The 26129-nt window shown below is 72.9% G+C and carries 17 protein-coding genes, 1 tRNA gene and 1 riboswitch; of the genes, 7 read left to right on the top strand and 11 right to left on the bottom strand.

Going from position 1 to position 26129, the window contains the following annotated elements:
• Window positions 1–310 precede the first annotated feature (310 nt).
• Window positions 311–877: a MarR family winged helix-turn-helix transcriptional regulator gene (locus tag ACWCO8_RS13825; protein WP_362015613.1), complete on the bottom strand. Its 567-nt coding sequence runs from the start codon at window positions 875–877 to the stop codon at window positions 311–313.
• A 143-nt stretch (window positions 878–1020) separates the two neighbouring features.
• On the opposite strand from ACWCO8_RS13825, the gene ACWCO8_RS13820 reads away from it, so the two are divergent.
• Window positions 1021–2298, top strand: a complete 1278-nt coding sequence (locus ACWCO8_RS13820; protein ID WP_451032414.1) for an MFS transporter — start codon at window positions 1021–1023, stop codon at window positions 2296–2298.
• 3 nt (window positions 2299–2301) lie between these two features.
• On the opposite strand, the gene ACWCO8_RS13815 is transcribed toward ACWCO8_RS13820, so the two are convergent.
• Window positions 2302–3936 (bottom strand): ATP-binding SpoIIE family protein phosphatase, encoded by a 1635-nt coding sequence (locus ACWCO8_RS13815; protein ID WP_451032382.1) that lies wholly within the window; start codon window positions 3934–3936, stop codon window positions 2302–2304.
• Window positions 3937–4041: 105 nt separating this feature from the next.
• Entirely contained in the window at window positions 4042–5430 is a 1389-nt protein-coding gene (locus ACWCO8_RS13810) for an NAD(P)/FAD-dependent oxidoreductase (protein WP_362015608.1), read from the bottom strand.
• Window positions 5431–5785: 355 nt separating this feature from the next.
• Here ACWCO8_RS13810 and ACWCO8_RS13805 point away from each other — a divergent pair, with 355 nt between their 5' ends.
• Both ACWCO8_RS13805 and ACWCO8_RS13800 read left to right on the top strand, forming a co-directional pair.
• Window positions 5786–6616, top strand: a complete 831-nt coding sequence (locus ACWCO8_RS13805) for a TetR/AcrR family transcriptional regulator (protein ID WP_451032413.1) — start codon at window positions 5786–5788, stop codon at window positions 6614–6616.
• A 251-nt stretch (window positions 6617–6867) separates the two neighbouring features.
• On the top strand, window positions 6868–8868 hold the full coding sequence (locus ACWCO8_RS13800) for a sigma-70 family RNA polymerase sigma factor (RefSeq protein ID WP_451032381.1): 2001 nt from the start codon (window positions 6868–6870) through the stop codon (window positions 8866–8868).
• 94 nt (window positions 8869–8962) lie between these two features.
• Here the strand turns inward: ACWCO8_RS13800 and ACWCO8_RS13795 are convergent, their stop codons facing one another.
• From ACWCO8_RS13795 to ACWCO8_RS13785, 3 genes are all read right to left on the bottom strand, one after another.
• Window positions 8963–12247, bottom strand: a complete 3285-nt coding sequence (locus tag ACWCO8_RS13795) for a BTAD domain-containing putative transcriptional regulator (RefSeq protein ID WP_451032380.1) — start codon at window positions 12245–12247, stop codon at window positions 8963–8965.
• A gap of 158 nt (window positions 12248–12405) precedes the next feature.
• A complete protein-coding gene (locus ACWCO8_RS13790; protein WP_451032412.1) occupies window positions 12406–12999 on the bottom strand; it encodes a Uma2 family endonuclease in 594 nt (197 codons plus the stop codon).
• 118 nt (window positions 13000–13117) lie between these two features.
• A complete protein-coding gene (locus ACWCO8_RS13785; protein WP_451032379.1) occupies window positions 13118–15259 on the bottom strand; it encodes an asparagine synthase-related protein in 2142 nt (713 codons plus the stop codon).
• Window positions 15260–15905: 646 nt separating this feature from the next.
• Between ACWCO8_RS13785 and ACWCO8_RS13780 the strand changes: the two genes are divergently transcribed.
• From ACWCO8_RS13780 to ACWCO8_RS13765, 4 genes are all read left to right on the top strand, one after another.
• Window positions 15906–17354, top strand: coding sequence for an MFS transporter (locus tag ACWCO8_RS13780; protein ID WP_451032378.1), 1449 nt, complete (start codon window positions 15906–15908; stop codon window positions 17352–17354).
• A gap of 102 nt (window positions 17355–17456) precedes the next feature.
• Window positions 17457–18653: an L-2-hydroxyglutarate oxidase gene (gene lhgO / locus ACWCO8_RS13775; protein ID WP_451032377.1), complete on the top strand. Its 1197-nt coding sequence runs from the start codon at window positions 17457–17459 to the stop codon at window positions 18651–18653.
• A 104-nt stretch (window positions 18654–18757) separates the two neighbouring features.
• Window positions 18758–19549, top strand: coding sequence for a tRNA (guanosine(46)-N7)-methyltransferase TrmB (gene trmB, locus ACWCO8_RS13770; protein WP_451032376.1), 792 nt, complete (start codon window positions 18758–18760; stop codon window positions 19547–19549).
• 122 nt (window positions 19550–19671) lie between these two features.
• Entirely contained in the window at window positions 19672–20988 is a 1317-nt protein-coding gene (locus ACWCO8_RS13765) for a PrsW family intramembrane metalloprotease (RefSeq protein WP_451032375.1), read from the top strand.
• Window positions 20989–21000: 12 nt separating this feature from the next.
• On the opposite strand, the gene ACWCO8_RS13760 is transcribed toward ACWCO8_RS13765, so the two are convergent.
• From ACWCO8_RS13760 to ACWCO8_RS13740, 5 genes are all read right to left on the bottom strand, one after another.
• The gene (locus tag ACWCO8_RS13760; RefSeq protein WP_362015580.1) at window positions 21001–21957 is read right to left on the bottom strand and encodes an aldo/keto reductase; all 957 of its coding nucleotides are present in this window, start codon (window positions 21955–21957) and stop codon (window positions 21001–21003) included.
• Window positions 21958–22137: 180 nt separating this feature from the next.
• The gene (locus ACWCO8_RS13755) at window positions 22138–23226 is read right to left on the bottom strand and encodes a M23 family metallopeptidase (RefSeq protein ID WP_451032374.1); all 1089 of its coding nucleotides are present in this window, start codon (window positions 23224–23226) and stop codon (window positions 22138–22140) included.
• A gap of 11 nt (window positions 23227–23237) precedes the next feature.
• Window positions 23238–23385, bottom strand: a riboswitch (cyclic di-AMP (ydaO/yuaA leader).
• A gap of 236 nt (window positions 23386–23621) precedes the next feature.
• Window positions 23622–24779, bottom strand: coding sequence for a PP2C family protein-serine/threonine phosphatase (locus ACWCO8_RS13750; RefSeq protein WP_451032373.1), 1158 nt, complete (start codon window positions 24777–24779; stop codon window positions 23622–23624).
• Window positions 24780–25146: 367 nt separating this feature from the next.
• Window positions 25147–25887, bottom strand: coding sequence for a MerR family transcriptional regulator (locus ACWCO8_RS13745; protein ID WP_451032372.1), 741 nt, complete (start codon window positions 25885–25887; stop codon window positions 25147–25149).
• Window positions 25888–26054: 167 nt separating this feature from the next.
• Window positions 26055–26128: transfer RNA gene (locus ACWCO8_RS13740), tRNA-Met, on the bottom strand.
• Window position 26129 lies beyond the last annotated feature (1 nt).

Here is a 26129-nt window from a genome sequence, read left to right as displayed (position 1 = left end):
TTCGGCCTTCCTGCGTTTCCGACTCTATCAGATCCTTTCGGGCCTGATTCCCAGTCAGAGTGGGTTGTCCTCGCGGCTGTTGGGCCGTTCCGACGCTCAAACTCTAGCGGATTTCCCGGGCGACTCATAATCGAGTCTTTCGAAATGAATTTCGGCATGCCGAAATTCGTCCCGGCTGGGAGATCGTGCTGAGTTGAGGTGCCGCTTCGAGCGGCGGGAGTGGCTGTCGCAGAACCGTTCCGGCCCCGTGACAACTCGGAGAACACTACGGATACGACGGGGGCGTGTCAACCCCCGCCCGTGTGAGCAGTCAGTCCAGGTCGGTGAGCCGGCCGCCCGCGTCCGGCTGGGTGTGCTCGACCCTGCGGAGGAGGCGGATCAGCATGTCGCCGAGGCCGGCGCGCTCCTCGCCCGTGAGGTCCTGGAGGAGCTTCTCCTCGAAGTCCGTCGCCATACGCATCGCCTCGAGCCACTTCGAGCGGCCCTCGTCCGTGAGCTCCACGATCACCCGGACGCGGTTGGTCTCGTCGCGGTCGCGGGTCACGAGGCCCTCGCCGGCCATGCGGTCGATGCGGTGGGTCATGGCGGCCGGGGTCAGGCCGAGACGCTTGGCCAGCTCGCCCGGACCCAGGCGGTAGGGGGCACCGGCGAGGACGAGGGTCTTGAGGACCTCCCACTCCGCGTTGCTGATGCCGAGATCGGCGACCTGGCGGCCGTACGCGACGTTCATCCGGCGGTTCAGCCGGCCGAGGGCGGAGACCACCTTCTCGACCTGGGGGTCCAGGTCACGGTACTCGCGCTGGTAGGCCGCGATCTGCTCGTCGAGGGTCGGCTCCTGCGCCGGTTGCGGGCCGGACGGCTCGGGGGTGTCGCTCATGCCGCGAGTATCCCACGGTCCTCGTTGGCGTTGAAGTCCTTCCATGTGTATTGTTAAGGATCTAATTTTACTGTTGAAGTCTTGAGGCTTCAGGCCTACAGCCCTGAAGCCCTGATCGAGGTGGGTGAACCGTGACCAAGGCGATGGGTGCAGCAATGCGTCGGATCCAGGCGGGCAGCGCGCTGAGCGCGTTCGGACTCGGATTCACGGTTCCGTACCTCTATGTGTACGTGGCCCAGGTGCGGGACCTGGGCGCGACCACGGCGGGCGTCGTGCTCGCCGTCTTCGCCATGGCCGCACTCGTCGTCCTGCCGTTCAGCGGACGCGCCATCGACCGGCGGGGTCCCCTCCCCGTCGTCCTCGTCGCCGCGGTCCTCGCGTCGCTCGGCGCCCTGGGCATGGGGCTCTCGAGCAGCGTGCCCGCCGCCGTCGGTTCGGCCGCGCTGCTCGGTGCCGGTACGGCCGTGATGCAGCCGGCGCTCGCGACGATGATCGTCTGGTGCTCCGAACCGACCACCCGGACCCGGTCCTTCGCCATGCAGTTCTTCCTGCAGAACCTGGGACTCGGCGTCGGTGGTCTGATCGGCGGCCAGCTCGTCGACGTGAACCGGCCGGGGAGCTTCCTTCTGCTCTTCTCGATCGAGGCCGCGATGTTCCTGGTGCTCGGCGGCATCGTGATGACCGTCCGGATGCCGGGTTCGCTCGCCCTCCAGGACACCCGGCCCGCCGGCTCGCCGAAGGGCGGCATCCGGGCGCTACTCGGGCACAAGGCCATGGTGCAGCTGTGCGTCCTGGGCTTCGTCCTCTTCTTCGCCTGCTACGGACAGTTCGAGTCGGGTCTCGCGGCGTACGGCACCGAGGCCGCCGGGATCGAGCCGTCGACGCTCGGGATCGCGCTGGCCGCCAACACGGCCGTCATCGTCGTCGCCCAGTTCGTGGTGCTGAAGTTCGTCGAGCGCCGGCGCCGCAGCCGGGTGATCGCCGCCGTCGGTCTGATCTGGGCCGTGGCGTGGGTGATCGCCGGGTACGCGGGGCTCGGGCACGGCAGCCAGGCGATGGCGACCGCCGCGTTCGTCTCCACGTACGCCCTCTTCGGGCTCGGCGAGGCGATGCTGTCGCCGACCGTGGCGCCGCTGGTGGCGGACCTCGCGCCGGAGTCGATGGTCGGTCAGTACAACTCGGCGTTCGCACTGGTCAAGCAGCTCGCGCTGGCCGTCGGCCCGGCCGTGGGCGGGCCCATGGGCGCCGCGCTGCACGGGCCGTACATCGTGACCTTCGTGCTCTTCTCGCTCGGGATCACGTTCCTGGCGGTGCGGCTCGGCAAGCAGCTCACGCCCGTGCAGAACCAGCCGTACCTCGCCACCAGGACTTCCCGTGTGGTGGCGCAGCACGTGCCCGTGAAGGAGAGCGTCTCCGCCTGACCTCTAGTCGGGCAGGGCGAACTCGCACCAGACCGCTTTGCCGCCGCCCGGTGTGCGGCGGCTGCCCCAGGACGAGGCGATCGTCGCGATGATCGAGATTCCGCGGCCCGCCTCGTCCTCCGTCTCCGCCCTGCGTCGGCGGGGCAGATGGTCGTCCCCGTCCGTGACCTCGATGATCAGCCGCCTGTCGGTGCGGCGCAGTCGCAGGCGCATGGGCGGGGTGCCGTGCTTCAGGGAGTTCGCCACCAGTTCGCTGGTGGCGAGGACGCCGAGGTCGCGCAGTTCGACCGGGAAGCGCCAGCTGGAGAGGACGCCCGTGGCGAAGGCACGCGCGCGTGGGGCCGCCTCGACCCCGCCGAGGAGCTCCAGGGCCGCGTTGTGGAAGAGCTCCGCGTCCGCTCCCTTGCGGGACGGGTGCTGGACGACCAGGACGGCCACGTCGTCGTCGTGCTCGGCGGTGACGCCGAGCGAGCGCAGCAGCCGGTCGCAGACGACCTGCGGGGTGCCGACGGCGCCGGAGAGCGCGCGCTCCAGGGCGGCGACGCCCTCGTCGATGTCCTCGCGGCGCCGCTCGACGAGACCGTCGGTGTAGAGGACGGCCGTGGAGCCCGGCGGCAGGGCGATCGCGCCGGAGGTGTGCAGCCAGCCGCCGGTGCCCAGCGGGGGTCCGGTGGGGTCCTCGGCACGGCGGACCGAGCCGTCCTCGTCTCTGACGAGGATCGGGAGGTGGCCGGCGGAGGCGTAGACGAGCTTGCCCTCGTTGGGGTCGTGGACGGCGTAGACGCAGGTGGCGATCTGGCTGGCGTCGATCTCGGCGGCCAGGCCGTCGAGCAGCTGCAGCACTTCGTGCGGGGGCAGGTCGAGCCGGGCGTAGGCCCGGACGGCCGTGCGGAGCTGGCCCATGACGGCGGCGGCGCGCACTCCGCGGCCCATGACGTCGCCGATGACCAGGGCGGTGCGGCCGGCTCCCAGGGTGATGACGTCGTACCAGTCGCCGCCGACGGCCGCGTCCGTGCCGCCGGGCTGGTAGGTGGCGGCGATCCGCAGGTCGTCGGGCTGCTCCAGCTCCTGCGGGAGCAGGGAGCGCTGGAGGGTGACGGCGGTCTCGCGGTGCCGGCGCTCGCTGGCGCGCAGCCGCTCGGCGGCCTCGGCGTGGTCGGTCACGTCGGCGGCGTGGACGAGGACGCCGCCGCCTTCGAAGCGCGTGGAGTCCACGGGGAGGCAGGTGACCGTGTACGAGCCGCCGTCCTGGGTCTTGCGGGACTTGACCGTCCGGGGCTTTCCGCTGCGCAGGACCTGGTCCATGAGCGGAAGGAGGCCCAGCTCCTCGGCCTCGGGGCAGGCGTCGGCGACGGTGGCGCCCGCGGGGCGGGGGCCGAAGGCGGCGGCGTAGGCGTCGTTGACGTACGCGATGCGGTGCTCGGGGCCGTGCACGAGCGCGACCAGGCCGGGGAGGCGGCCGATGATCTCCCGTACGGAGAAGTCCTCCAGGGTGGGGACCTCGGGGGCCTCGTCGGCGAGGTGCTCAGGCTGCTGCTCGTACTCACCGCGGGCCGCGGGCACGGAGCCTTCGGTCCCCCGCGCCGCCGTGCGGCGCTGCGTGCCGGGGAGTCGGGCGCTCCAACGGGTGAAGTTCACGGATCTGTATGCCTCGTGGTTGTTGGCCGTGCTGAGTCACTCTGTGCAGGTGTGAGCCCACCTATGGTCACACGTCCAGTGTGACCGACCGCACTGACATCGGTGTCAGCCCGGCTTGGGCCCTTCCGCGGGCCCGTTCTTGGGCCCGTTCTTCGGGGGCGGGGGCGCGGCGGCGAGTTCGAATTCGGCGCGCGGGTGTTCCAGCGAGCCGAGCGAGACGATCTCCCGCTTGAACAGGCCGGAGAGGGTCCACTCGGCCAGGACGCGGGCCTTCCTGTTGAAGGTCGGGACGCGGCTGAGGTGGTAGGCGCGGTGCATGAACCAGGCGGGGTAGCCCTTGAGTTTCCGTCCGTAGACGTGCGCCACGCCCTTGTGGAGGCCGAGGGAGGCGACCGAGCCCGCGTACGCGTGGGCGTACTCCTTGAGCGGCTGTCCGCGCAGGGCGGCGGCGACGTTCTCGGCGAGCACCTTGGTCTGGCGTACGGCGTGCTGCGCGTTCGGCGCGCACTCCTTGCCGGGTTCGTCCGCGGTGATGTCGGGGACGGCCGCGGCGTCTCCGGCCGCCCAGGCGTGTTCGACGCCCTCGACGGACAGCCGGGCGGTGCATTTGATCCGGCCGCGTTCGTTGAGCGGCAGGTCGGTGGAGGCGAGGACGGGCGCGGGCTTCACGCCGGCGGTCCAGACGACCGTACGGGTCGGGAAGCGGCTGCCGTCGCTGAGGACGGCGACGCGGTCCTCGCAGGAGTCGAGCCGGGTCCCCAGACGTACGTCGATGTTGCGGCCGCGCAGCTCGCGGATCGCGTACTTGCCCATCTTCTCGCCGACCTCGGGCAGGATCCGGTCCGAGGCCTCGACCAGGACCCATTTGAGGTCCTCCGGCTTGATGTTGTGGTAGTACCGCGCGGTGTAGCGGGCCATGTCCTCCAGCTCGGCGAGCGCCTCCACGCCCGCGTAGCCGCCGCCGACGAAGACGAAGGTGAGGGCGGCGTCGCGCAGGCCGGGGTCGCGGGTGGAGGAGGCGATGTCCATCTGCTCGATGACGTGGTTGCGCAGGCCGATGGCCTCCTCGACGGTCTTGAAGCCGATGGCGTAGTCGGCGAGGCCGGGGACCGGGAGGGTGCGGGAGATCGAGCCGGGTGCGATGACCAGTTCGTCGTAGGTGAGCTGCTCGCTGCCGGTGCCCTCCTCCTCGGTGGCGAGGGTGGAGAGCGTCGCGGTCCGCTTGGCGTGGTCGACGGCGTGGACCTCGCCGATGACGATCCGGCACTTGTCCAGGACACGGCGGAGCGGGACGACGACATGGCGCGGGGAGATCGACCCGGCGGCGGCCTCGGGGAGGAACGGCTGATACGTCATGTACGGCTCGGGCGTGACCACCACGATCTCGACGGAACCGTCTCTGAGCTCGGTCTTGAGCTGCCGCTGCAGGCGCAGCGCGGTGTACATCCCGACGTAGCCACCGCCGACAACGAGAATGCGCGCAGGTTCGGTCACTGTCCCATGACGCACCGCCGTCCGGGGTTTGTCCACAGGCTCGACAAATTGTGTGACCGGAGGTGCGCGGGGGCGCGGGGTGGCGCACACGGTGGGTACAGCGGGAAGTACGCAGGTCAGAGTGGGCGTGGGGGGTGGCGCGGCAGAGTGGAATCGGGAGAGTTCAGGCCCTTGCTCCGATCGGGGGGCGCACCGTACGGAACTCCCCCTTCTGAATTGACCTCGTCTCAACTATGTTCGTACCTCGTCGGGGTATCGGCTCGCGGCGCGCAGACCAGAGCGCCGCACAAGTGGGTCGACCCCGTGTCAGGGCGGGGAGTCTCCGGGGGGAGACATCATGAGCGGGGGAACGCTTATGCACATGCAGGATTCTCGGTGGCAGGCTGTCGTCGACACGACGGACAGCGCCTTCGACGGACGTGGCTCGGGAGTGGGCGCGGGTACGGTCGCAGGTGGGATTTCGGGCCCGGGTGCCGGTGCGGTCGCGGGCGCGGGCATCGGGGCGACGGGTTCCGTCGGCCGGTCGGCGCCGCTGCGCGTCGACGCCCAGCGCAACCTGGAGCACGTACTGCGCGCGGCGCGCGAGGTGTTCGGCGAACTCGGTTACGGCGCACCGATGGAGGACGTGGCCCGGCGTGCCCGGGTCGGCGTCGGCACGGTGTACCGCCGTTTCCCGAGCAAGGACGTGCTGGTCCGCCGGATCGCCGAGGAGGAGACCTCCCGGCTGACCGAGCAGGCCCGCACCGCGCTCGGCCAGGAGGACGAGCCGTGGTCGGCGCTCTCCCGGTTCCTGCGGACCTCGGTGGCCTCGGGCGCGGGGCGCCTGCTGCCGCCGCACATACTGCGGGTCGGCGTGGACGCGGACGATCTGCTGCTGCCGGCGCAGGGCGCCGAGGACGAGGCGCGGGTGCCGCACCAGCGGGGCTTCGCGGACCCGTCCGAGTCGCGGGTGACCGCGGTGCCCGGGGCCGAGCAGGACGACGCCGGTGCGGCGGAGCTCCTGGAGGTCGTCGGGCGGCTCGTGGACCGGGCCCGTGAGGCGGGCGAGCTGCGGGCGGACGTGACCGTGGCCGATGTCCTGCTCGTCATAGCCACGGCGGCGCCCGCGCTGCCGGACGCGGCGCAGCAGGCGGCTGCCTCGGCCAGGCTCCTCGACATCCTTCTGGAGGGTCTCCGCTCGCGTTGAGCGGGCGGAGGTTTCCGCTCGCGTGAGCGGGCCGACAGCGAGGGCGGTGGGGCCGGTCCGGCTCCGGGGTTGTTCGGTTTCACGGGTCCGGGCGGACCGTCGAGCATGGCACGAACGAGTGATCGGTTACGCCCGGATACCGGAAGTGGCCCCGGACGAGTGGTAAGTGGACGCTGAAGTTCAGCGCGTAGGCGCTCTGTGGCACTCTTGCCCGGTGTTCGGGTCTGAGCGTGCATACGGGGGCTTCCGCGATGAGCGGTGACGGTCGGGACGAGCCGCTGGGCAACGGCGGTGGCACGGAGACCGGGGGCCTTCCCCCGCAACACGTGCCGAGTCAGGGCGGACCCGGAGGTTCCGCGGGCGGACCCAAGGCCCAGGCTCCGGGCGAGCCGAGTGTGCCGCAGCAGCGCGAGCGCGGTGCGGGGGCCTCCGCCTCGGCCGCGGCCTCAACCGCAGCCTCCATGCGGTCGGCGGCTGCCGACGGAGCGGACTCGCCCGACACCGTCCTTCCGCCTCCGGTCGAACTGCCGCCCTCCGACGCCGATCTCATCCAGCTGATGCGGGGCGGCGACGACAGCGCGTACGAAGAGCTGTTCCGTCGCCACTCCGAGGCCGTGCGCCGCTACGCCAGGACCTGCTGCCGCGACGCGCACACCGCCGACGACCTGACGGCGGAGGTGTTCGCCCGCACGCTCCAGGCGGTACGGGGTGGGGCGGGCCCCGAGCAGGCGGTGCGGGCCTATCTGCTGACCACGGTCCGGCGGGTCGCCGCTAACTGGACGCGTACGCAGAAGCGCGAGCACCTGGTCGAGGACTTCGCCGTGTTCGCGGCGCAGTCCGCCCGCTCCTCCGAGGTCTCCGACCAGGACACGCTCGACCTGGGCGCCGACGTCCTGGCCATGCACGAGGCCGAACAGTCGCTTGCGATGCAGGCGTTCCGGTCGCTGCCCGAGCGGTGGCAGGCCGTGCTGTGGCACACCACCGTCGAGGAGGAGTCGCCCAGCGAGGTCGCCCCGCTGTTCGGGCTGACCGCCAACGCCACCGCCGTACTGGCCAGCAGGGCCCGCGAGGGCCTCAAGCAGGCCTACCTCCAGGCGCACGTGAGCACGTCCCTCACGGCGGGCGGTGACTGCGCCCGCTACGCCGACCGGCTCGGCGCGTACGCGCGCGGGGGCCTGCGGATGCGGGCCGAGCGCGGGCTGCGCAAGCACCTGGAGGAGTGCGCCAAGTGCCGGCTCGCCGCAGGTGAGCTGGAGCATGTGAACGCCGGGATCCCCGCGCTGCTGCCGATCGCCGTCATCGGCTGGTTCGCCGCCGGGTACGCGCTCAAGGCCGCGGGTGTCGTGGCCGGCGGGGTCGTGGGCGCCGCGGGCGCCGGTGCGGCCGCCGCCGCGACGGGCGCCGGCTCGTCGAGTACGGCCGGAGCGTCCTCCGCCGCCGCGGCGGAGGGGCTCGGCGCGCCCGCGAAGGCGGGCATCGCGGCGGCGGTCGCCGTGGCCGCGACCGCCGGCCTGGTCTGGGCCCTCTCCGGAGACCCCCAGCCCGTCGCCAAGCCCGAACCCACCCCGCCGGCCGTCGCCCCCGCCGTACCGCAGGAGCCCACCCCTGCGCCGAAGCCGACCCCGAAGCCCACGCCACCGCCCGCCCCGCCGGCGGCGGTCGAGGAACCGGAGCCGACGCCGACCCCCACCCCGACGCCCACGCCGACGCCGACTCCCTCGGTCGAGCCCAGCCCCACGCCGACGCCCACCCCTCCGAAGCCGACGCCCACGCCCACACCCACTCCGACGCCCACGCCGCCGCCCGCCCCGCCGGTCGTCTACCAGGTGAACCAGCTCGACCACGGCGTCTTCGGCGACGGCACGAAGCCCGAGGTCCGGCTCGGTGACAGCAGCTGGATGTGGCAGCGCCAGGGCCTGTCGATCGGCGGCACGCGGTACGGGCACGGGGTGAGCGTGCACGCGCCGTCGGCGCTCGTGATCGACCTCAACCGGCAGTGCACCAGCTACGACGCGCTCGTCGGCATCGACGACCTGACCGCGCCGATCGGCATCGGGGGCGTCCGCTTCTCCGTCTACGGAGACGGTGAACGGCTCTGGCGCTCGCAGGTCGTCGAGGCGCGCGACCCCGCGATCCCGGTCCACGTCGACATCGCGGGGCGCAAGACGCTCCGGCTGGTCGTGGAGGAGACCTCGCCGTGGGGCCGCGTCGCGGTCGCGGACTGGGCGCAGTCCCGGATCAGCTGTTCTTGAGGTCGGCCGGAGGCCGTCGAGGACCAACTGGTCCTGAGGTTGGCCGGAGGGCCGTCGGGGATCAGCTGTTCCTGAGCTGCGGGACCGGCGCAGGTCACTTGGTCCTCAGGTCCGCCACGTACGCGTCCACCAGGGCGATCACCTCGTCGAGGGTCAGCCGGGCGCCCTCGGCGTAGGCGCTCGCGGTGGCGGTCTCGCCCAGTTCCGTGCGGGCCCGGGTCATCAGGTCCTCCGCCTCGCGGAGTTCGGGGACGGAGCGGGGGATCGCGGCCCGCCAGGTGTCGACGGCGGCCAGGACCCGGACCGCGACCGGGAGGGCGCCGCTCAGGGCGAGCACGCTCGCCAGGCACTCCCCCAGTTGGGCCGTGACGAAGTCCGCGCACTGGGCCTGCAGGGTGAGCCGCAGGGCGTCGACCGCCTCCACCACGGCCGCCGTACCGCCGCCCTCCTGTGCGAGCACGCGCGCGGAGAGCCCGGCCACGGAGGCGGTGAAGTGCGGAGGCGGTGTTCCGGTGAGGACCAGTCGCTTCGCCGCGTCCATGTGCGCGCGGGCCTCGCGGGCGTCGCCGCGGTAGAGGGCGAGGACGGCCCTCATGAACCGTAGGAACGTCTCCGTGTCCTCGATGTGGTGGTGGGCGGCCTCCGCCTCGGCCTCGTCGAGGCCCTTCTCGGCGGCTTCCATGTCACCGGAGCGGTAGGCGAGTTCGGCGAGGCGGGCGATCAGGAACGGGGACTCGGCGTGCGCGCCGACCTCGCGGGCGAGGGCGAGAGCGTCCTCGTACGCCTCCTCCGCCTCCGCGAGCCGGCCGCGCATCATGTGCGCCTCGCCCGCCGCGCTCGCCACCTGCGCCCGCATCCAGCGGTCGCCGACGCGGCGGGAGAGGACGCGCAGTTCGGCCAGGTCCTCGTCGATGCCGTGCGTCTCGCCGGGCATGTCGATCACCAGGTGCGTACGGAACATCATGCTGACGCCGAGCTCCCACTCACCGCCGTACCGGCGGCAGGTGTCGACGGCGATGTCGAGCATCTCGCGCAGTACGTCCGGGCTCTCGGTGAGGAACGCGGTGAACGGCCACAGCAGCCCGGGGAAGCGGGCCGACTCGGGCCCGGGCCGCTCGCCGAAGGCCTCGCGCACCCGCCGTACCAGCGCGCTTCCCTCGGGGTCGTCGCGCAGGTCGGCGGCGGTGCGGTTCTCCACGACGAGGAAGAAGGAGAGCATGCGCAGCCGCATGCGGGGCCAGTAGCGGGGGTCCTCGGGGTCGTCCGGGTCCGCGCCGAGCAGGAGCGCGCGCTCGGTCCACACCAGGCCCTCGGTGCGGTAGTTGCGGAGCCACCAGAACCAGCCGATGGCGAAGATCAGGCGGTGTGCGGCGGCCTCGTCGGGGGCCGTGACGGTCGTGCGGTGGAGGGCGGCGCGGATGTTGTCGAGGTCGGCCTCGATCCGCCGGATCCAGGGGAGCTGCTCGCCGGAGCGGAGGAGGGGTTCGGCGCGCTCGGCGAGGTCGGTGAAGTACGCGGTGTGGGCGGCTTCGGCGGCGGCGCGGACGTCGGGGCGCTCGGCGGCGCGTTCGACGGCGTACTCGTGGATGGTCTCCAGGAGCCGGTAGCGCATCTCGCCGTCGTCGGTGGGGGCGGCGACGACGAGGGACTTGTCGACGAGGGCGCCGAGCGGGTCGGCGGCGTTCGGAGCGTCAGCACCGTTCGGACGGTTCGGAGCGTCCGGACCGTTCGGGCCGTCCGGACCGTTCGGACCCTTCGGACGGTTCGCGACGAGGGCTTCGGCGGCGGCCAGGTCCCAGCCGCCGGCGAAGACGGAGAGCCTGCGGAGCAGGGTGCGTTCGTCGGCGTCGAGGAGGTCCCAGGACCAGTCGACGACGGCGCGGAGGGTCTGCTGGCGGGGCAGGACGGTGCGGCTGCCGGAGGTGAGGAGACGGAAGCGGTCGTCGAGCCGGTCGGCGATCTGGCGCGGGGTGAGCAGCCGCAGCCGGGCGGCGGCCAGTTCGATGGCGAGGGGGAGGCCGTCGAGGCGGCGACAGATCTCGTCCACGGCGCGGCGGCCGTCGGCACAGTCGTCGGCGGCGAACTCGGGACGGACGGCGCGGGCGCGTTCGGCGAAGAGGCGGTGGGCCGGGGCGGGCGGCAGCGGCTCGACGGGGCGGACCGTTTCTCCGGGGACGCCGAGGGGCTCGCGGCTCGTGGCGAGGACGCGCAGCCGGGGGCAGTGGGTGAGGAGGGTCTCGGCGAGGGCGGCGGCCGCGTCGATGACGTGCTCGCAGTTGTCGAGGACGAGGAGGAGGGAGCGGGGCGCGAGGTGGTCGACGAGCCGGTGGACGGGGTCGTCCTGGGGGGTCTGGCCCTCGCGGGTGATCAGGGTGGTCTCGCGGAGGCGGAGCGCGGAGAGGACGGCGCCGGGTACGGCGGCGGGGTCGTCGAGCGGCGCGAGTTCGACGAGCCAGGCGGGGGTTCCGTCCGCGGTGGCTTCTTCAGCGAGTGCGGCTTCTTCGGCGAGGCGGGTCTTGCCGGAGCCGCCCGGGCCGGTGAGCGTGACGAGGCGGGAGCGGGTGAGGTCGGCGCGGAGGGCGTCGAGGTCGGGTTCGCGGCCGACGAAGGAGGTGAGGCGGGGCCGGATGTTCCCGGTCTCGCGGGGCGGCGCCAGGGACGAGGGCGGTCCGAGCAGTTCGCGGTGGAGCGCGGTGAGTTCGGCGCCGGGGTCGGTGCCGAGCCCCTCGGCGAGCGCGCGGCGGGCGTCCTCGAACGCGGCGAGGGCGTCGGCCTGCCGGCCCTCGGCCCGCAGGGCGCGCACGAGTTGGGCGCGGAAGCCCTCGTCGTAGGGGTACGCGTCCGTCAGCTCGGTCAGCTCCGGTACGAGTCCGTCGACGGCACCGCGCCCGAGGTCGGCCTCGACGCGCCGGCGCAGGGCGGCGAGCCGCTGCGCCTCGGGCCGCACGCGCGCGTGGTCGGGCAGATCGGCGAGCGCGGGGCCGCGGAAGAGGGCGAGGGCGGTACGGAAGAGGGCGGCGGCGCTCTCGGGGTCGCCGGCGTCGAGGCGGGCGCCGGCGTCGCGGACCTGGCGCTCGAAGACGTACAGGTCGATGTCGTCGGGCCCGGCGGCGAGCCGGTAGCCGGGCCCGGGCACGGACTCGACGGCCTCCCGCCCGAGGGCCCGGCGCAGCCGCCCGACGAGGGCCTGGAGGGCGGCGGGGGCGTCGTGCGGGGGCTCGTCGCCGTACACGTCCTCGACCAGCTCGCCCACGCTCACCGCCCGCCCACCACGCACCGCGAGCGCGGCAAGCAACGCCCGCAACCGGGCCCCGCCCAGGGGCAGGGGCGCGCCGTCCACGTCGAGCGCGAGGGTGGAACCAAGGATCAGATACCGCACGCGCGCCATTGTCGCCGGGGCCGAGCCCGGACGCCTCGGGGTTTACGCGGGCGTGGCGCCGGGGATTGCGGGGGCGGGGTGCCTCAGGCGCTACGCGCGCGTGGCGCCCGGGGATTGCGTAGGCGTGGCGCGTCGGGGTCTCCCCCGGAGGGGCGCGCTCAGAACTCCGAGGTGTCGAGTTCGAACCCGAGAGGGTGCGGGAGCTGGACCTTGGCCCCCAACTTGTGGGTGTGCTTGAGCGCGTAGTCGTCGCCCTGGGGATCGGTGCAGACGACGGCCTCACCGGCCTCGCGGTCGATCAGCAGGTAGAGGGGGATTCCTGCACGGGCATAGCCACGAATCTTCTGGATCCGGTCGCGGCTCGCGGTGGAGGCGGACGTCACCTCGGCGACCAGCAGGACCGGGTCAGGCGCATGCCATGGGCGTTGGTCATCGAAGCTGCCCTTGGGAGCAATGACAAGGTCAGGAATGACGCGGATGGTGTCCGACACACCATCCAGGCTCAAGCCGATGGCGGTGTAGCGGCCGAGGCCCTTGTCGTGATCCCGGACCTGCCCGCTGAGTTCGGACACGATCTCCTCGTGCTCACCATTGGCCGGAGGTACCACGTAGATCTCCCCTTCGATCAGCTCCGCGCGCCAGCCCTTGGGGGTCGCCGCACTGATTAGCTGGAAGGTCTGCTCCACGCTGGCACCCTCGTGATGGGGCTCGACGTCGTGGGGAAAATCGTCCCCCGGAACCGACAGCGGCATCGCCATGACGGACCTCCTTCGCTCGGGTGCGACGTTCTCAGCGTAGGCCTGCGCACAGGCGGGAATCCGGAAGGCGTTCACTCGAACGAGCGTGCTGTCACGTTTCGCCCCCGCCCCCTCACGCCGGCAGCGACCTCCGGGTCGCCGGGACCAAGGGCCCCACCACCGCCTGGCGCTGGCGTGGGGCTGCTGAGCCTGTCCAGCAGGAGCCTCGGCGGGCCAGGAGGCGGCGGAGCCAGAGTTCGGTGGAGACCAGGTCGGCGAGGCCGTCCAGGGGGATCGGGTCGCCGTCGGCCGCCGCGTGGAGGGCCTTGCGGACGACGCGGGCCTCGATCAGGCCCGCGTCGGCGAGGAGCGGGGCGTCGAAGAGGGCCAGGAGGTCGGGGAGGGCCGCGCGCAGGCCCGCGCGGACGGCCGCCGCCGGGACCGCGGGGTTCGGCGCGCCCCAGCCCGGCGGGAGGTCGTGGACGCCGGCGCCCGCGAGGACCGTGCGCAGGACGGACGCCCGGGCGCCCGGCTGGACCCGGAGCGATTCGGGGAGGTCGCGGGAGGCCCGTACCACCTGGTTGTCCAGGAACGGCGCGTGCAGCCGCTGGCCGCGGATCTCGGCCGCCTGTTCCAGGACCCGGTGGTCGGCCGCCGCCCGCGCGAGCGCCGCACGCGCGCGTGCCTCCCCCGGCCGCTGCACCGACGTCGGCAGCGTCGCCGCCCGCGTCAGGCGAACCGATACTTCAGCCAGCGCCTCCCCCGTCAGCCAGCGCGCCGCCGGCCCCGGCCGCGACCAGGTCAGGGCGGAGAGGGACGCCTCCACCGGGCCGTAGGCCCCCGGTCCCGGCCGGTTCGCGTCGAGCAGCAGCCTCGCCGCCGCCTCCAGGCCCGACCGGTACGGAGTACGGGCGAGCCGGCGCGCCGCCCGGTACACCGTCAGCGGGACCAGCATCGAACCCGCCGCCGCGCCCGACGCCTTGGCCAGTGCCGTCACCGGCCGTACGAGGGATCTGCGCCGACGATCCAGCAGCAGGTCCGCGAGGCGCGCCGGGTGCGCGTCCAGGACCTGGCGGGCGCCCAGGCCCGTGAAGTGGTCCGCGCTGCCGCCCGCGAGCCGCCGCCGGTGCCGGTCGGCGACGACCAGCGAAGGGCCGGGCTCGTCGGTCAGCGGCCCCTCGAGCTCCGCGTACGGCAGCGCCTCCTCGCCCGCCGCGACGACCACGTGGTGCAGCCGCGGGTTCGCCGCGATCGCCCGGGCCCGCTCGAGTTCCTCCTCCCGGTCGGAACCCCCGCCGGTCGCCAGGTCGTTGAACGTGACGGCGAGCAGCCGTTCCCCCGCACCGGTGCCGTGGCCGAGGATCGTCCCTGGTACCCCCGGCAGGCCCGCCGCGAGGAGCGCGAGCGTGCCGGACGCGCTGCCGCCGGACAGGTCCGCGCCGATGCCGGGCGCCGGGCCGCCGCCCCGGGCCGCCCGCCGCTCGGCGGGGCCCATGCCCGGCACGGGCCCCGGGTCCGGCAGGGGCGCCTCCGGTGCGTGCCGGGGCGCGGTGAGCCGGGCCCGTACGGCGTCGACCAGCGCGTCCCGTACGCCCTCCACCGCCCGCCGCGGCTCGACCTCGGCCGCCGCGACGGCGAGCGAGGCCACCGCTTCGTACCCGGTGATCTCGCGCGAGCCCTCACGCAGGATCAGCGCGTGCCCGGGCGGCACCCGCTTCACGCCTTCGTACGGGGTCGAGTCGCGCAGCGCCTCCGGGGTCTCCGGGCAGGCGAGCAGCGCCGCCAGGTGGCCGATGTCGAGCTGCGCCTCGACGAGGTCCGCGAGGGGCAGGGCGGCCGTGGCGTACGCCGTGCCGCCCGCCCACGGGGTGTGGAACACGGGCCGCGCGCCCGCCAGATCGCCGGTCACGGTGACGCGGCGGCCGACCCGCACGACGGCCGTGTAGCTGCCCGCCCAGGCGGTGAGATGGCGCAGCGCGCCCCCGCGCGCGGTGAGCAGCCCGACCCGCAGCTCCTCGTCGCTCGCGGCGCAACACCCCAGGATCGCGAGGCGGGTGTGCGCGTCGATGCTGATCACGCGGACCTCGTCGGGGCGCCAGTCGCCGACCGCCCACAGGGGATCGGGGTCACCCCACAGGAGTTGGGCGCCGACCGGTTGCACCGTGCGCCCCTCGGCCCCAGGGTCCCGCACGGCACCGGCCGCAGCGGCTGTACCGGAGGTAACCGTCGTACCGAAGCTCGCGGCGACACTGCTCCAGCCCACCAGCCATCGCATCGGCGCCTCCACGTCGGTTCAGTGGAGGAACATGCTGCCACGACAACCGCGCACGGAGGGGGCTCCGGGGTCGCGCGCGCGAATGCGAATGCGCCCCTGGCATGGGCCAGTTGGCACCGGTTCGACGACGGTCGTCATTCGGCCATTCTCAACGCGCCAGGGGTGACGCGGACCCGGCGCACCGGACAACCTGAGGGCATCCGGCAGTCCGGGAGGCACAGTCCGCCTCCCGGAGCCGTCCGCCGCCCGCGGGGAATGGGGCGACGGTATCCCCCAGCCCACCGGTCCACAGCCGAGTGGGCCGACCCACGCAGGACTCATGGAAGCGCTCCCCCGCCGACCGGGCGAGAGCGCACGGCCAGGCGCACGGCCACACACCCGGAGCACGCGCCCCAAGGCGCTTCGCAGGCCCCCCGCGCACTCCCCACGCACTCCCCCGCGCGCTCCCCACGCGCGCCGGACGGCGAAGAACCCGCCGACGCCGCTACGCCATCTGTCGGCCATCCGTCTGTTCCCACAACAATCCCGCCATACGGAACTCCGCCCCTTAACGGTCGGGATGCGGCGAACTACGCTGTGTTTACGAATGCCGCACGCCTATGCCCGGCGTCGTGGCGGCCGTCTTGTGTTGTCGAGGGGTGGCGTCATGTCCAGGGAGCAACGCGGGCCGAACGAAAAGCTCGGCACGGTTCTCGCCCTCGCGGGAATCAGCAACGCCGGCCTCGCCCGGCGCGTCAACGACCTCGGGGCACAGCGCGGTCTGACGCTGCGCTACGACAAGACCTCGGTGGCCCGCTGGGTGTCGAAGGGCATGGTGCCCCAGGGCGCCGCCCCGCACCTGATCGCGGCCGCCATCGGCCAGAAGCTGGGCCGGCCCGTGCCGCTGCACGAGATCGGGCTCGCGGACGCCGACCCCGCACCCGAGGTCGGGCTCGCCTTCCCGCGCGACGTGGGCGAGGCGGTCCGCTCGGCCACCGAGCTCTACCGCCTCGACCTGGCCGGACGCCGGGCCGGGGGCGGCGGGATCTGGCAGTCGCTCGCCGGATCCTTCGCGGTCAGCGCCTACGCGACCCCCGCATCCCGATGGCTGATAACGCCCGCCGACTCCTCCGTGGAGCGCCTGGTGGAGCCCGCCGAGGAACCGGCGGTCGGTGAAGGACCCGACACCGGCCCCCACGCGCGCGTGGGCCACAGCGACGTCGCCAAACTCCGGGAGGCCGCCGAGGACGCCCGCCGCTGGGACTCCAAGTACGGCGGCGGCGACTGGCGCTCCTCCATGGTCCCGGAGTGCTTACGCGTCGACGCGGCACCGCTGCTCCTCGGCTCGTACTCGGACGAAGTCGGCCGCGCGCTCTTCGGCGCGACCGCCGAGCTGACCCGGCTGGCCGGCTGGATGGCCTTCGACACCGGCCAGCAGGAGGCCGCCCAGCGCTACTACATCCAGGCGCTGCGCCTGGCCCGCGCCGCCGCCGACGTGCCCCTGGGCGGCTACGTCCTGGCCTCCATGTCCCTGCAGGCCACCTACCGGGGCTTCGCCGACGAGGGCGTCGACCTCGCCCAGGCCGCCCTGGAACGCAACCGCGGGCTCGCCACCGCCCGCACCATGTCCTTCTTCCGGCTCGTCGAGGCCCGCGCGCACGCGAAAGCGAGCGACGGCACCGCGGCCGCGGCCGCGCTCAAGGCCGCCGAGGGGTGGCTGGAGCGCTCGCGGGAGGGCGACGCCGACCCGTCGTGGCTGGGCTTCTACTCGTACGACCGGTTCTGCGCGGACGCCGCCGAGTGCTACCGCGACCTGAAGGCGCCCCGCCAGGTGCGCCGCTTCACCGAGCAGGCGCTGTCCCGGCCGACGGAGGAGTTCGTCCGCTCGCACGGCCTGCGGCTCGTGGTGTCGGCGGTCGCGGAGCTGGAGTCCGGCAACCTGGACGCGGCCTGCGCGGCCGGCACGCGCGCGGTGGAGGTGGCCGGCCGGATCTCGTCCGCCCGCACCACCGAGTACGTACGGGATCTGCTGCACCGGCTCGAACCGTACGGCGACGAGCCCAGGGTCATGGAGCTGCGGGAGCGGGCCAGGCCGCTCCTGATGGCCCCGGCATGAGCGCGGCGTGACCCTGGGATGAGCTCGACGTGACGCGTGTCCCAGGGGGTTTAGCCGCTCTGTCAGTGGGCCAGTGCACTATCGGGGTGGGAGGTGGTGCAGGTGTACAGGCACGACGTCGACTGCGACGTGCTCGTGATCGGCGGCGGGATCGTCGGTCTGTCGACGGCGTACGCCCTGACGCGCGCCGCTCCGGGCACCCGCGTCACCGTCCTGGAGAAGGAGCACGGCCCGGCCCGCCACCAGACCGGGCGGAACAGCGGGGTGATCCACAGCGGGATCTACTACCGCCCCGGCTCCCTCAAGGCACGGTTCGCGGTCAAGGGCGCGGCCGAGATGGTCAAGTTCTGCGCCGAGTACGGACTGCCGTACGAGGTCACCGGCAAGCTGATCGTCGCCACGGGCCGCGACGAGCTGCCCCGGCTCCACGCGCTCGTGCAGCGCGGCCGGGAGAACGGCATCCCGGTGCGGGAACTGGGCCCCGCCCAGATCGCCGAGTACGAACCGAACGTGCGGGGCCTCGCCGCGATCCACGTCGGCACGACGGGGATCTGCGACTACGGCGCGGTGGCCGAGCAGCTCGCCGAGGCCTCCGGCGCCCGCATCCTGTACGGCTCCGAGGTCACCACCGTCGACCGGCGGCCCTGGGGCGTCGCCGTCCGCACCGCGGCCGGGACGGTGGTGCGCGGGCGGGTTCTCGTGAACTGCGCGGGGCTCCAGTGCGACCGGGTCGCGCGGCTCGCGGGCGACGATCCGGAAATGCGGATCGTGCCCTTCCGCGGCGAGTACTACGAGCTGGCCGACCCCTCGCTGATCCGCGGCCTGGTCTACCCGGTCCCGGACCCGGCCTTCCCCTTCCTCGGCGTCCATCTGACGCGGGGCGTCGACGGCGGCGTCCACGTCGGGCCGAACGCGGTGCCGGCCCTGGCCAGGGAGGGGTACGACTGGTCGGTCGTCCGCCCCGGAGACCTGGCGGGGACGCTGGCGTGGCCCGGGTCGTGGCAGATCGCCCGGGAGCACTGGCGGTACGGAGCAGGTGAGCTGCGCCGCTCCCTGTCGAAGCGGGCCTTCACGAAGGCGGTGCGCAGGCTGCTGCCGTCCGTGGAAGAAACGGATCTGCGCCGGGCTCCGGCCGGGGTGCGGGCGCAGGCGGTGCTCCGCGACGGGACGCTGGTGGACGACTTCCTGATCCGCGAGGCGCACAGGACGGTCCACGTCCTGAACGCACCGTCGCCGGCGGCGACGGCGTCGCTGCCGATCGGCCGCGAGGTGGCCCGCAGGGCCTTGGCCCTGCTGTAGCCCGTGCCACCTGGAACCGGCTGCACCTGGTCGGCTGGTCGGCCGCACCCCCAGTCGGCCACACCCCACAGGGAGCGTATTCGGGATCGTAGAATTGGCGCATTGTGTCTGAGTCCCGTGAAACCGCCGCCCACCCCCAGCCCCGCCCGGAGCCCGTCTTCCAGCGGGGCAGCCAGAGGTTCGCCCCCGGGGAAGGGCCGCTGCCCGATCCCGCCGGTTCGCACCACGAGCGGCGGATCCGCAGCTTCCAGCCGCGCCGCAGCCGCGTCACCACGGGGCAGGCGGAGGCGATGCTCAAGCGCTGGCCCGACTGGGGTCTCGACATCGACGGCAAGCGGGTCCTCGACCTGAACGAGATGTTCGGCGGCCTGCCCGTGGTCCTGGAGATCGGCTTCGGCATGGGCGAGGCCACGGCCCAGATGGCCGCCGCCGACCCCGGCACCGGCATCCTCGCCGTGGACGTCCACACCCCCGGCCAGGGCAACCTCCTCGGTCTCGCCGACCGGGGCGGCCTGGAGAACGTACGGGTCGCCAACGGCGACGCGATCATCCTGCTCCGCGAGATGCTCGCCGCCGACGCCCTCGACGGCTGCCGGGTCTACTTCCCGGACCCCTGGCCGAAGAAGCGCCACCACAAGCGGCGGCTGATCCAGCCCGAGTTCCTCACGCTGCTCGCGACCCGGATGAAGCCCGGCGCCGTGCTGCACTGCGCCACGGACTGGGAGGAGTACGCCGAGCAGATGCTCGAAGTCCTCTCCGCCCACCCCGACTTCGAGAACACCCAGCCCGACGGCGGCTACGCGCCCCGCCCCGACTTCCGCCCCCTCACCCGCTTCGAGGGCCAGGGCCTCGACAAGGGGCATGTGGTGCACGACCTGCTTTTCCACCGGAAGTAGCTCGGCTTTCCAGAGGAAGCAGCTCTGCCTTCCAGAGGAAACAGCTCTGGTTTTCCACAGGAAGCGGCAGTTGTCGGAGAACTCCGTCGCAGGTGTCAGTCCTCCTCGTTAGGGTCGATCACGTGTCGAACCATGTTCCCGTCCCCACCCGGGACACCGAGGAGCCGGCCTTCACGGCCGTTCCGGACCGCGCCCAGTGGCGCTACAGGCCTCGTCGCGCCTTCTGGCGCAGCAAGGTGGTCCGGGCCGTCGCCGTGATCACCGTGCTCGCGCTCTGCGCGCTCGTGATCCTCGCGATCGTCCGGGAACAGACCGGCACCGAAGGCTTCCTCGTCGGCCTCGGCCTCGCGGTCCTGCCCGTACCGCTGTTGATGGCCGCCTTCCGCTGGCTCGACCGGGTCGAGCCGGGCCCGTGGAAGAACCTGATCTTCGCCTTCGCATGGGGCGCGTGCGCCGCGACGCTCGTCGCGATCCTCGCCAACTCCTTCGCGGTCCGCTGGATCGCGACCGCCACCGCCGACCCCGCCTCCGCCGAGTCCTGGGGCGCCACGGTCGTCGCCCCGGTCGTGGAGGAGAGCGCCAAGGCCGCCGCGATCCTGCTGATCTTCCTCTTCCGCCGACGGCACTTCACCGGCCTCGTCGACGGAGTCGTCGTCGCGGGCTTCACCGCCACCGGCTTCGCCTTCACCGAGAACATCCTCTATCTCGGCAACGCCTTCGGAGAGGACCAGGACCTCGGCTCCGGCGGCCTCGGCTCGATGACCGCGGGCACCTTCTTCGTACGGATCGTGATGTCGCCGTTCGCGCATCCGCTCTTCACGGTCTTCACCGGCCTCGGCTTCGCCTTCGCCGCCCTGGCCACCTCCCGGCGGAAGTTCCTGCGGACCCGCCGGATCCTGCTGCCGCTCGCCGGACTGCTCCTCGCCATGCTCATGCACGCGCTGTGGAACGGCTCCGCGACGATCCTCGGGCCGCTGGGCTTCATCCTCGTCTACGGCATGTTCATGGTGCCCGCCTTCGGCCTGCTGACCTGGCTCGCGATATGGAGCAGGCAGCGCGAGCTGCGCACGATATCCGGGCAGCTCCCGGCGTACGCGGCGGCCGGCTGGCTCTCACCGGCCGAGCCGCTCGCGCTCTCCTCGATGCGCGCCCGCTCGGTCGCCCGCGACTTCGCCCGCCGTACGTACGGCGCGGCCGCCGCCACGGCCGTCGGCGAGTACGAGGCGTTCGCGACGACCCTCGCCTTCCTGCGCCACCGCGCCCAGCGGGGCGCGCAGGTCCCCGACTTCACGGCGCGCGAGCAGGAGCTGCTCCACCACCTCTGGCAGCGCAAGCCGGTCGCCTCGCCCGCGCTCACGTACGCGGCGCGGGCGACGGGCCGGGTGTGGGCGCCGCCGCAGTACCTCGACTACGGCGGCTACAACCCGTACCAGAGCTAGGGGCTCCGGTCCTCAGACGGCGTCCGGCTCCGAGGCCTCCGTCAGGAGCGTGAGCTCCGCATCGGTCAGGCGGAGGTCGGCCACCGCCACCAGGGCCGGGAGCTGTTCGACCGTGCGGGCCGAGGCGATCGGGGCGACGACGGTCGGGCGGGAGGCGAGCCAGGCCAGGGCGACGGTGGCGACCTCCGCGCCGTGCGCCTCGGCCACGGTGTCGAGCGCGGCGAGGATCCGCCGGCCCCGCTCGGTCTTCGCGTGCTCGGCGGCGCCCTCGGCGCGGACGCTCTCGACGGTCTTCCCGGCGCGGTACTTGCCCGTGAGGAAGCCGGACGCCAGCGCGAAGTACGGGACGGCGGCGAGCCCGGCGCGCTCGGTGGTGGCCAGGAGTTCGCCCTCGTACGTGTCGCGCGAGAGCAGGTTGTAGTGCGGCTGCAGGGCGACGTAACGGGCGAGGCCCTCGGTCTCGGCGAAGTCGAGGGAGGCCTGGAGCCGGTCGGGCGCGATGTTGGAGGCGGCGACGGCCCGCACCTTGCCCTCCTTCACCAGCTGGTCGAGGGCGGTGACGATCTCCTCGACCGGGACGGTCGGGTCGTCGAAGTGCGAGTAGTACAGGTCGATGTAGTCGGTCCCGAGCCGGCGGAGCGACTCCTCCACCGCGCCCTTGATCGTGGTCGCGGCGAGGCCCTTGTACCGGGGGTGCGCGCCGACCTTCGTGGCGATGACGACCTCGGAGCGATTGCCGCGCGAGGCCAGCCACTTGCCGATGACCGTCTCGGACTCGCCGCCCTGATTGCCCTCGGCCCAGGCGGAGTACATGTCCGCGGTGTCGACGAAGTTGCCGCCGGCGGCGGTGTAGGCGTCGAGGACCGCGAAGGACTGCTCCTCGCTGGAGGACCAGCCGAAGACGTTGCCGCCGAGCGCGAGGGGGAAGACGTTCAGTTCGGAAGTGCCCAGTGGGCGCAGTGAGGTCATGGGACGGTACAACGACCGCACCGGGTACGGGTATTCCGGCAGCCCTGACGTGGGGGGGGTTACGCCAGGGCTGCCGGAGTCGTGAGGGCTCGGGAGGTCCTCGGACCGCGAGGCCGTTGGGCCGCCGGGTCCTTGGACCGCGAGGCCGTCGGGCCGCGAGGCCCTTGGACCGGGAAGCCCTTAGACCGAGAGGCCCTTGTTGCCCAGCCAGGCCGCCGGGTCGATGCCCGAGCCGCCCGCGGTGTGGACCTCCAGGTGGAGGTGCGGGCCGGTCACGTTGCCGGTCGCGCCCACGCGCCCGATCGTGTCGCCGGTGCCCACGGTCTGGCCGACGCTCGCGGTCATCGAGGACAGGTGCGCGTACCAGATCTCCGTACCGTCCTCGAGTTCGAGGACGATCCGGTAGCCGTACGAGCCGGACCAGCCGGCCGACTTGATGGTGCCGCCGTGCACGGCCTTGACCGGCGTGCCGGTCGGCGCCGCGAAGTCGAGGCCCGTGTGCTGGCCGGAGGACCACATGGAGCCGGACTGGCCGTACGTGGAGGTGATCGTGTACGAGGAAGTCGGCAGCGAGTAGCTCGCGGCGAGCTTCGCGAGGCGCTCCGCCTCGGCCTTCGCCGCAGCCTCCTCCTCGGCCTTCTTCTTCGCCGCGGCCGCTTCCTTCTCGGCCTGGTCCGCCTTGGCGGCGGCCTCGAGGGCGGCCTTCTCGGCGGCGGCCTTCTCCGCAGCGGCCTTCTCGGCGGCGTCGGCGGAGGCCTGCTGCTGCTCGGCCTGCTGCAGGATGCGGGCGCGCAGCGCCTCACCGGCATCGGCGGTCGAGGCGGAGGCGGACTGGCCGCTTCCGGCCTTCTCGACGCCGTCGGCCGGCAGGGCGAGAGTGGCCGTGAGCGGCTGCGGGTTGGTCGTACCGGAGTCCGAACCGCCGTCGGAGATGAACTCGCCGACACCGGGCAGCTCGGAGGCGTCCGGCAGGTTGAGGTCGGGCAGCGATATCGAGACCGGGGGCTTCTCCTTGGCGGTCGCCATGCCGCCCGCGCCGACGGCCGCGATGACACCGACGCCGAGGACGGTGGAGGAGCGGGCGAAGCCGGAGCGCTGCTTCACGACGCGGTGGCGGCCGCCCGAACGGGCCTGCTGGCGCAGGGAGTCCTCGGTCGGGTTCCACTCCCCCAGCGTCGTCGCGTTGTCGTCCGTCCCGGCGGCGCCACGGGCGCCGAACGCGTTGAACCCATCGGAAAGACCGTCGGGGGCAGGGCTGTTGGACGCCACGGAGGCGTGCTCCTTTCCTTCCTTCTCGCCTACCGGGTTAGCTGACGGGTTCGGAGCAGGAAGGTCTCCTACGGGCGGTTCCGCACGGATGCGGAGGTGCCCGATTCACCCCAAGTAGTGGTTCCCCGGTTCCCTTTCAGGATTCGGCGCACGCGCACGGTGCCGTCTCTTGCGACGGCTGGGACGACCGCGCTGCGTTATCGAACGTTAATAGACACGAGGGCCGGATTCCAAGCCGTTCCGGTTGATCATTCACGAGATTGAGCTGGTACAGCCCGATTTGATCCCGCTTCAGTACGGAGTCTTACCGCCACCCCAGAACTGATGGTTCGTCAATTGTTATCGGAGCGGTACGCCTCCACTACACAAGGTCACCACATGCGGAACGACGTGCTTCACGGCACGACGGGCATCGTCCGGCGCCGCTCCGGCTGCCCCGCTCCCGGCCGGCTCACGGCGAGCAGCGCCATGTCGTCGGTGGAGCCCCCGCCCGTGTACCGGCGGACGTCGTCGACGAGCGCGTCGAGCATCTCCTCCGGCCCCGGGAAGATCCGCCCGGCGAGCCGCTCGGCCGGTTCGTAGAAGGCCCCGGAGGCGTCGCGCGCCTCGGAGAGCCCGTCGGTGTAGAGGAGCAGCGTGGCGCCCGGCGGGTACGGGGCCTCGTCGGCCCGGTCCGGCCAGGCGGCCAGCTCGCCCATGCCGAGCGGCAGCGCGGGCTCGGTCGGCTCCAGGTGGGTCAGGCCCCCGTCCGCGTACAGCAAGAGAGGCTCGGGGTGGCCCCGGTTCACGACCCGTACCCGCCCGCCCCCGCGCGGGATCTCCGCCAGGACGGCCGTGGTGAACCCCTCGAAGGCGTCGAGCCCGGAGCGGCGGGTGCCCTCGCGGGCCAGCGCTCGTTCGAGGCGCTGGGCGACCCCCTCCAGCGAGGCCTCCTGCTCGGCCGCCTCCCGGAAGGCGCCGATCACGACAGCGACCGCCTCGACCGCGTCGAGCCCCTTGCCGCGCACGTCCCCGACCACGAGCCGTACCCCGAACGGCGTGTCCTGGACGGCGAACAGGTCCCCGCCGATGAACGCGTCCGCCTGCGCGGCCTCGTACCGGGCCGCGACCTGGAGCCCGCCGATCCGCTCGGCGGGCGTCGGCAGCACGGCCTTCTGCGCGGTCTCCGCGATCACCCGCGCCGAGGCGAGCCGCTCGCCGCTGCGCCGCACGACCCGGTTGATCAGCAGGGCGAGGGCGGAGACGGTGACGACGGTCAGCGTCTCGGTGAGGGCGGGGATGTCGTCGGCGGTGCCGTTGTAGACGTGCAGGCCGATGCCGGCGAGGACGGCGGCGATGCCGGTGAGCAGCGTCGTCAGCATGGAGAAGAACGGGGCGGCGATGAGCGGCGCGGCGGAGAACATCGGGGAGGCGGTGTACGCGGCGGGGGTGGCCAGGTCGAAGACGATCCCGCCGAGGATCACCAGCGGCGGCAGGGCCCGGATGAAGCGCCGGGCCCGCTCGGCCCGCCGGCGCGGGGCGCGCGGGGAGAGGCCGTTGCGCGAGCCGTACATCGGTCCGTTCGCCCGGCCGGACGCCTGCCCTTGAGTCCGTCCGTTCGCCCGTCCCCGAGCCCTTCCGTGCCCCCGTCCCCGAGCCCGTCCGTTCGCCCCGCCGTTCGCCGCGCCGTTCGCCCGCCCGTTCCCCGGTCCCTGATCGCGCTGCCCGTTCACCTGCCGTTCAGCCCGCCCCTGCCCCCGGTCCGGCCCTCGTTCCTGCCCCTGCCCCTGGCCCTGCCCCACCTGTGCTCTCCTGCCCGGTCCGTACACGGCGCGGCGACGGACGGTACCGCGCCCTCCCCAGGGTGGCGGGAGCCGCGCCGCTCTGCGACCCCCGCTCGGCCATGTGGGGGACGCGAGGTCACGGACCGCACAGCAGGCGCTACAGATTCCGCTCCGCGTAGACCTTCATCGCGTCCCGTACGAGAACGGCGGTGCCCTCGCCGTGCTGGTCGTAGTTGACGGTGAAGCGCGGGTCGTCCACGTACATCTGGCCGAGGCCGGTCACGTACTCCTTCGTCGGAGTCGTCGTGATCGACAGCCACTCGACGTGGCGCCGCGCGATCGCCTGGACCTCGTCGCTGTCGGCCGCCAGGCCACGCCGCGCCGCCGCGCCGAAATCGCGGGCGATCCCGGCCTGCCGGTCCATGAACTCCTGCTTCTCCTCGGCGCTGAGCGAGCGCCACCAGCGGTCGCCCTTCTCGTACGCGTCACGGCCCCAGCGCCGGCTGACCTCCTCCTCGTACCGCGTGTGATCGAAGCCGTCGAACACTTCCTCGGCCATGAGCTCTTCCCCTTTCTCGGTCTTGTGGAGAGTGGTCCGCACGGCCGCGATCTGCCGACCGATCCGCTCCCGCTCCTGTTCCAGCAGGAGGAGATGGGTACGCAGCGCGGCGGACGTGTCCCGCTCGCCTTCGAGGACCTCGGCGATGGCGGGCAGCGAGAGCCCCAGCTCGCGCAGGAGCAGCACGCGCTGCAGCCGCACGAGCGCCGCCTGGTCGTAGTACCGGTAACCGTTGGCGCCGATCCGGCTGGGTTCCAGCAGCCCGAGCTCTCCGTAGTGCCGGAGGGTGCGGCTGGTGGTGCCCGCCTTCTTGGCGATCTCTTGGATCGACCACTCCATACCGAGAACGCTAAATCTTGACGTTACGTAAAGGTCAAGTCGGACAGAAGGCGGAGGCGGAGGGCGGACGGCGGAAGCGGGAAGCGGGAAGCGGGAAGCGGGAAGCGAGTCGGACACGACGAAGGCCCGGATCCAGTGACTGGATCCGGGCCTTCGTTGCTACTGAGTAGCGGGGACAGGATTTGAACCTGCGACCTCTGGGTTATGAGCCCAGCGAGCTACCGAGCTGCTCCACCCCGCGT

Source organism: Streptomyces sp. NPDC001927, assembly GCF_053594455.1.
The sequence above is the reverse complement of the archived record's forward strand: the minus strand, read 5'-3'. Positions and strand labels throughout refer to the sequence as shown.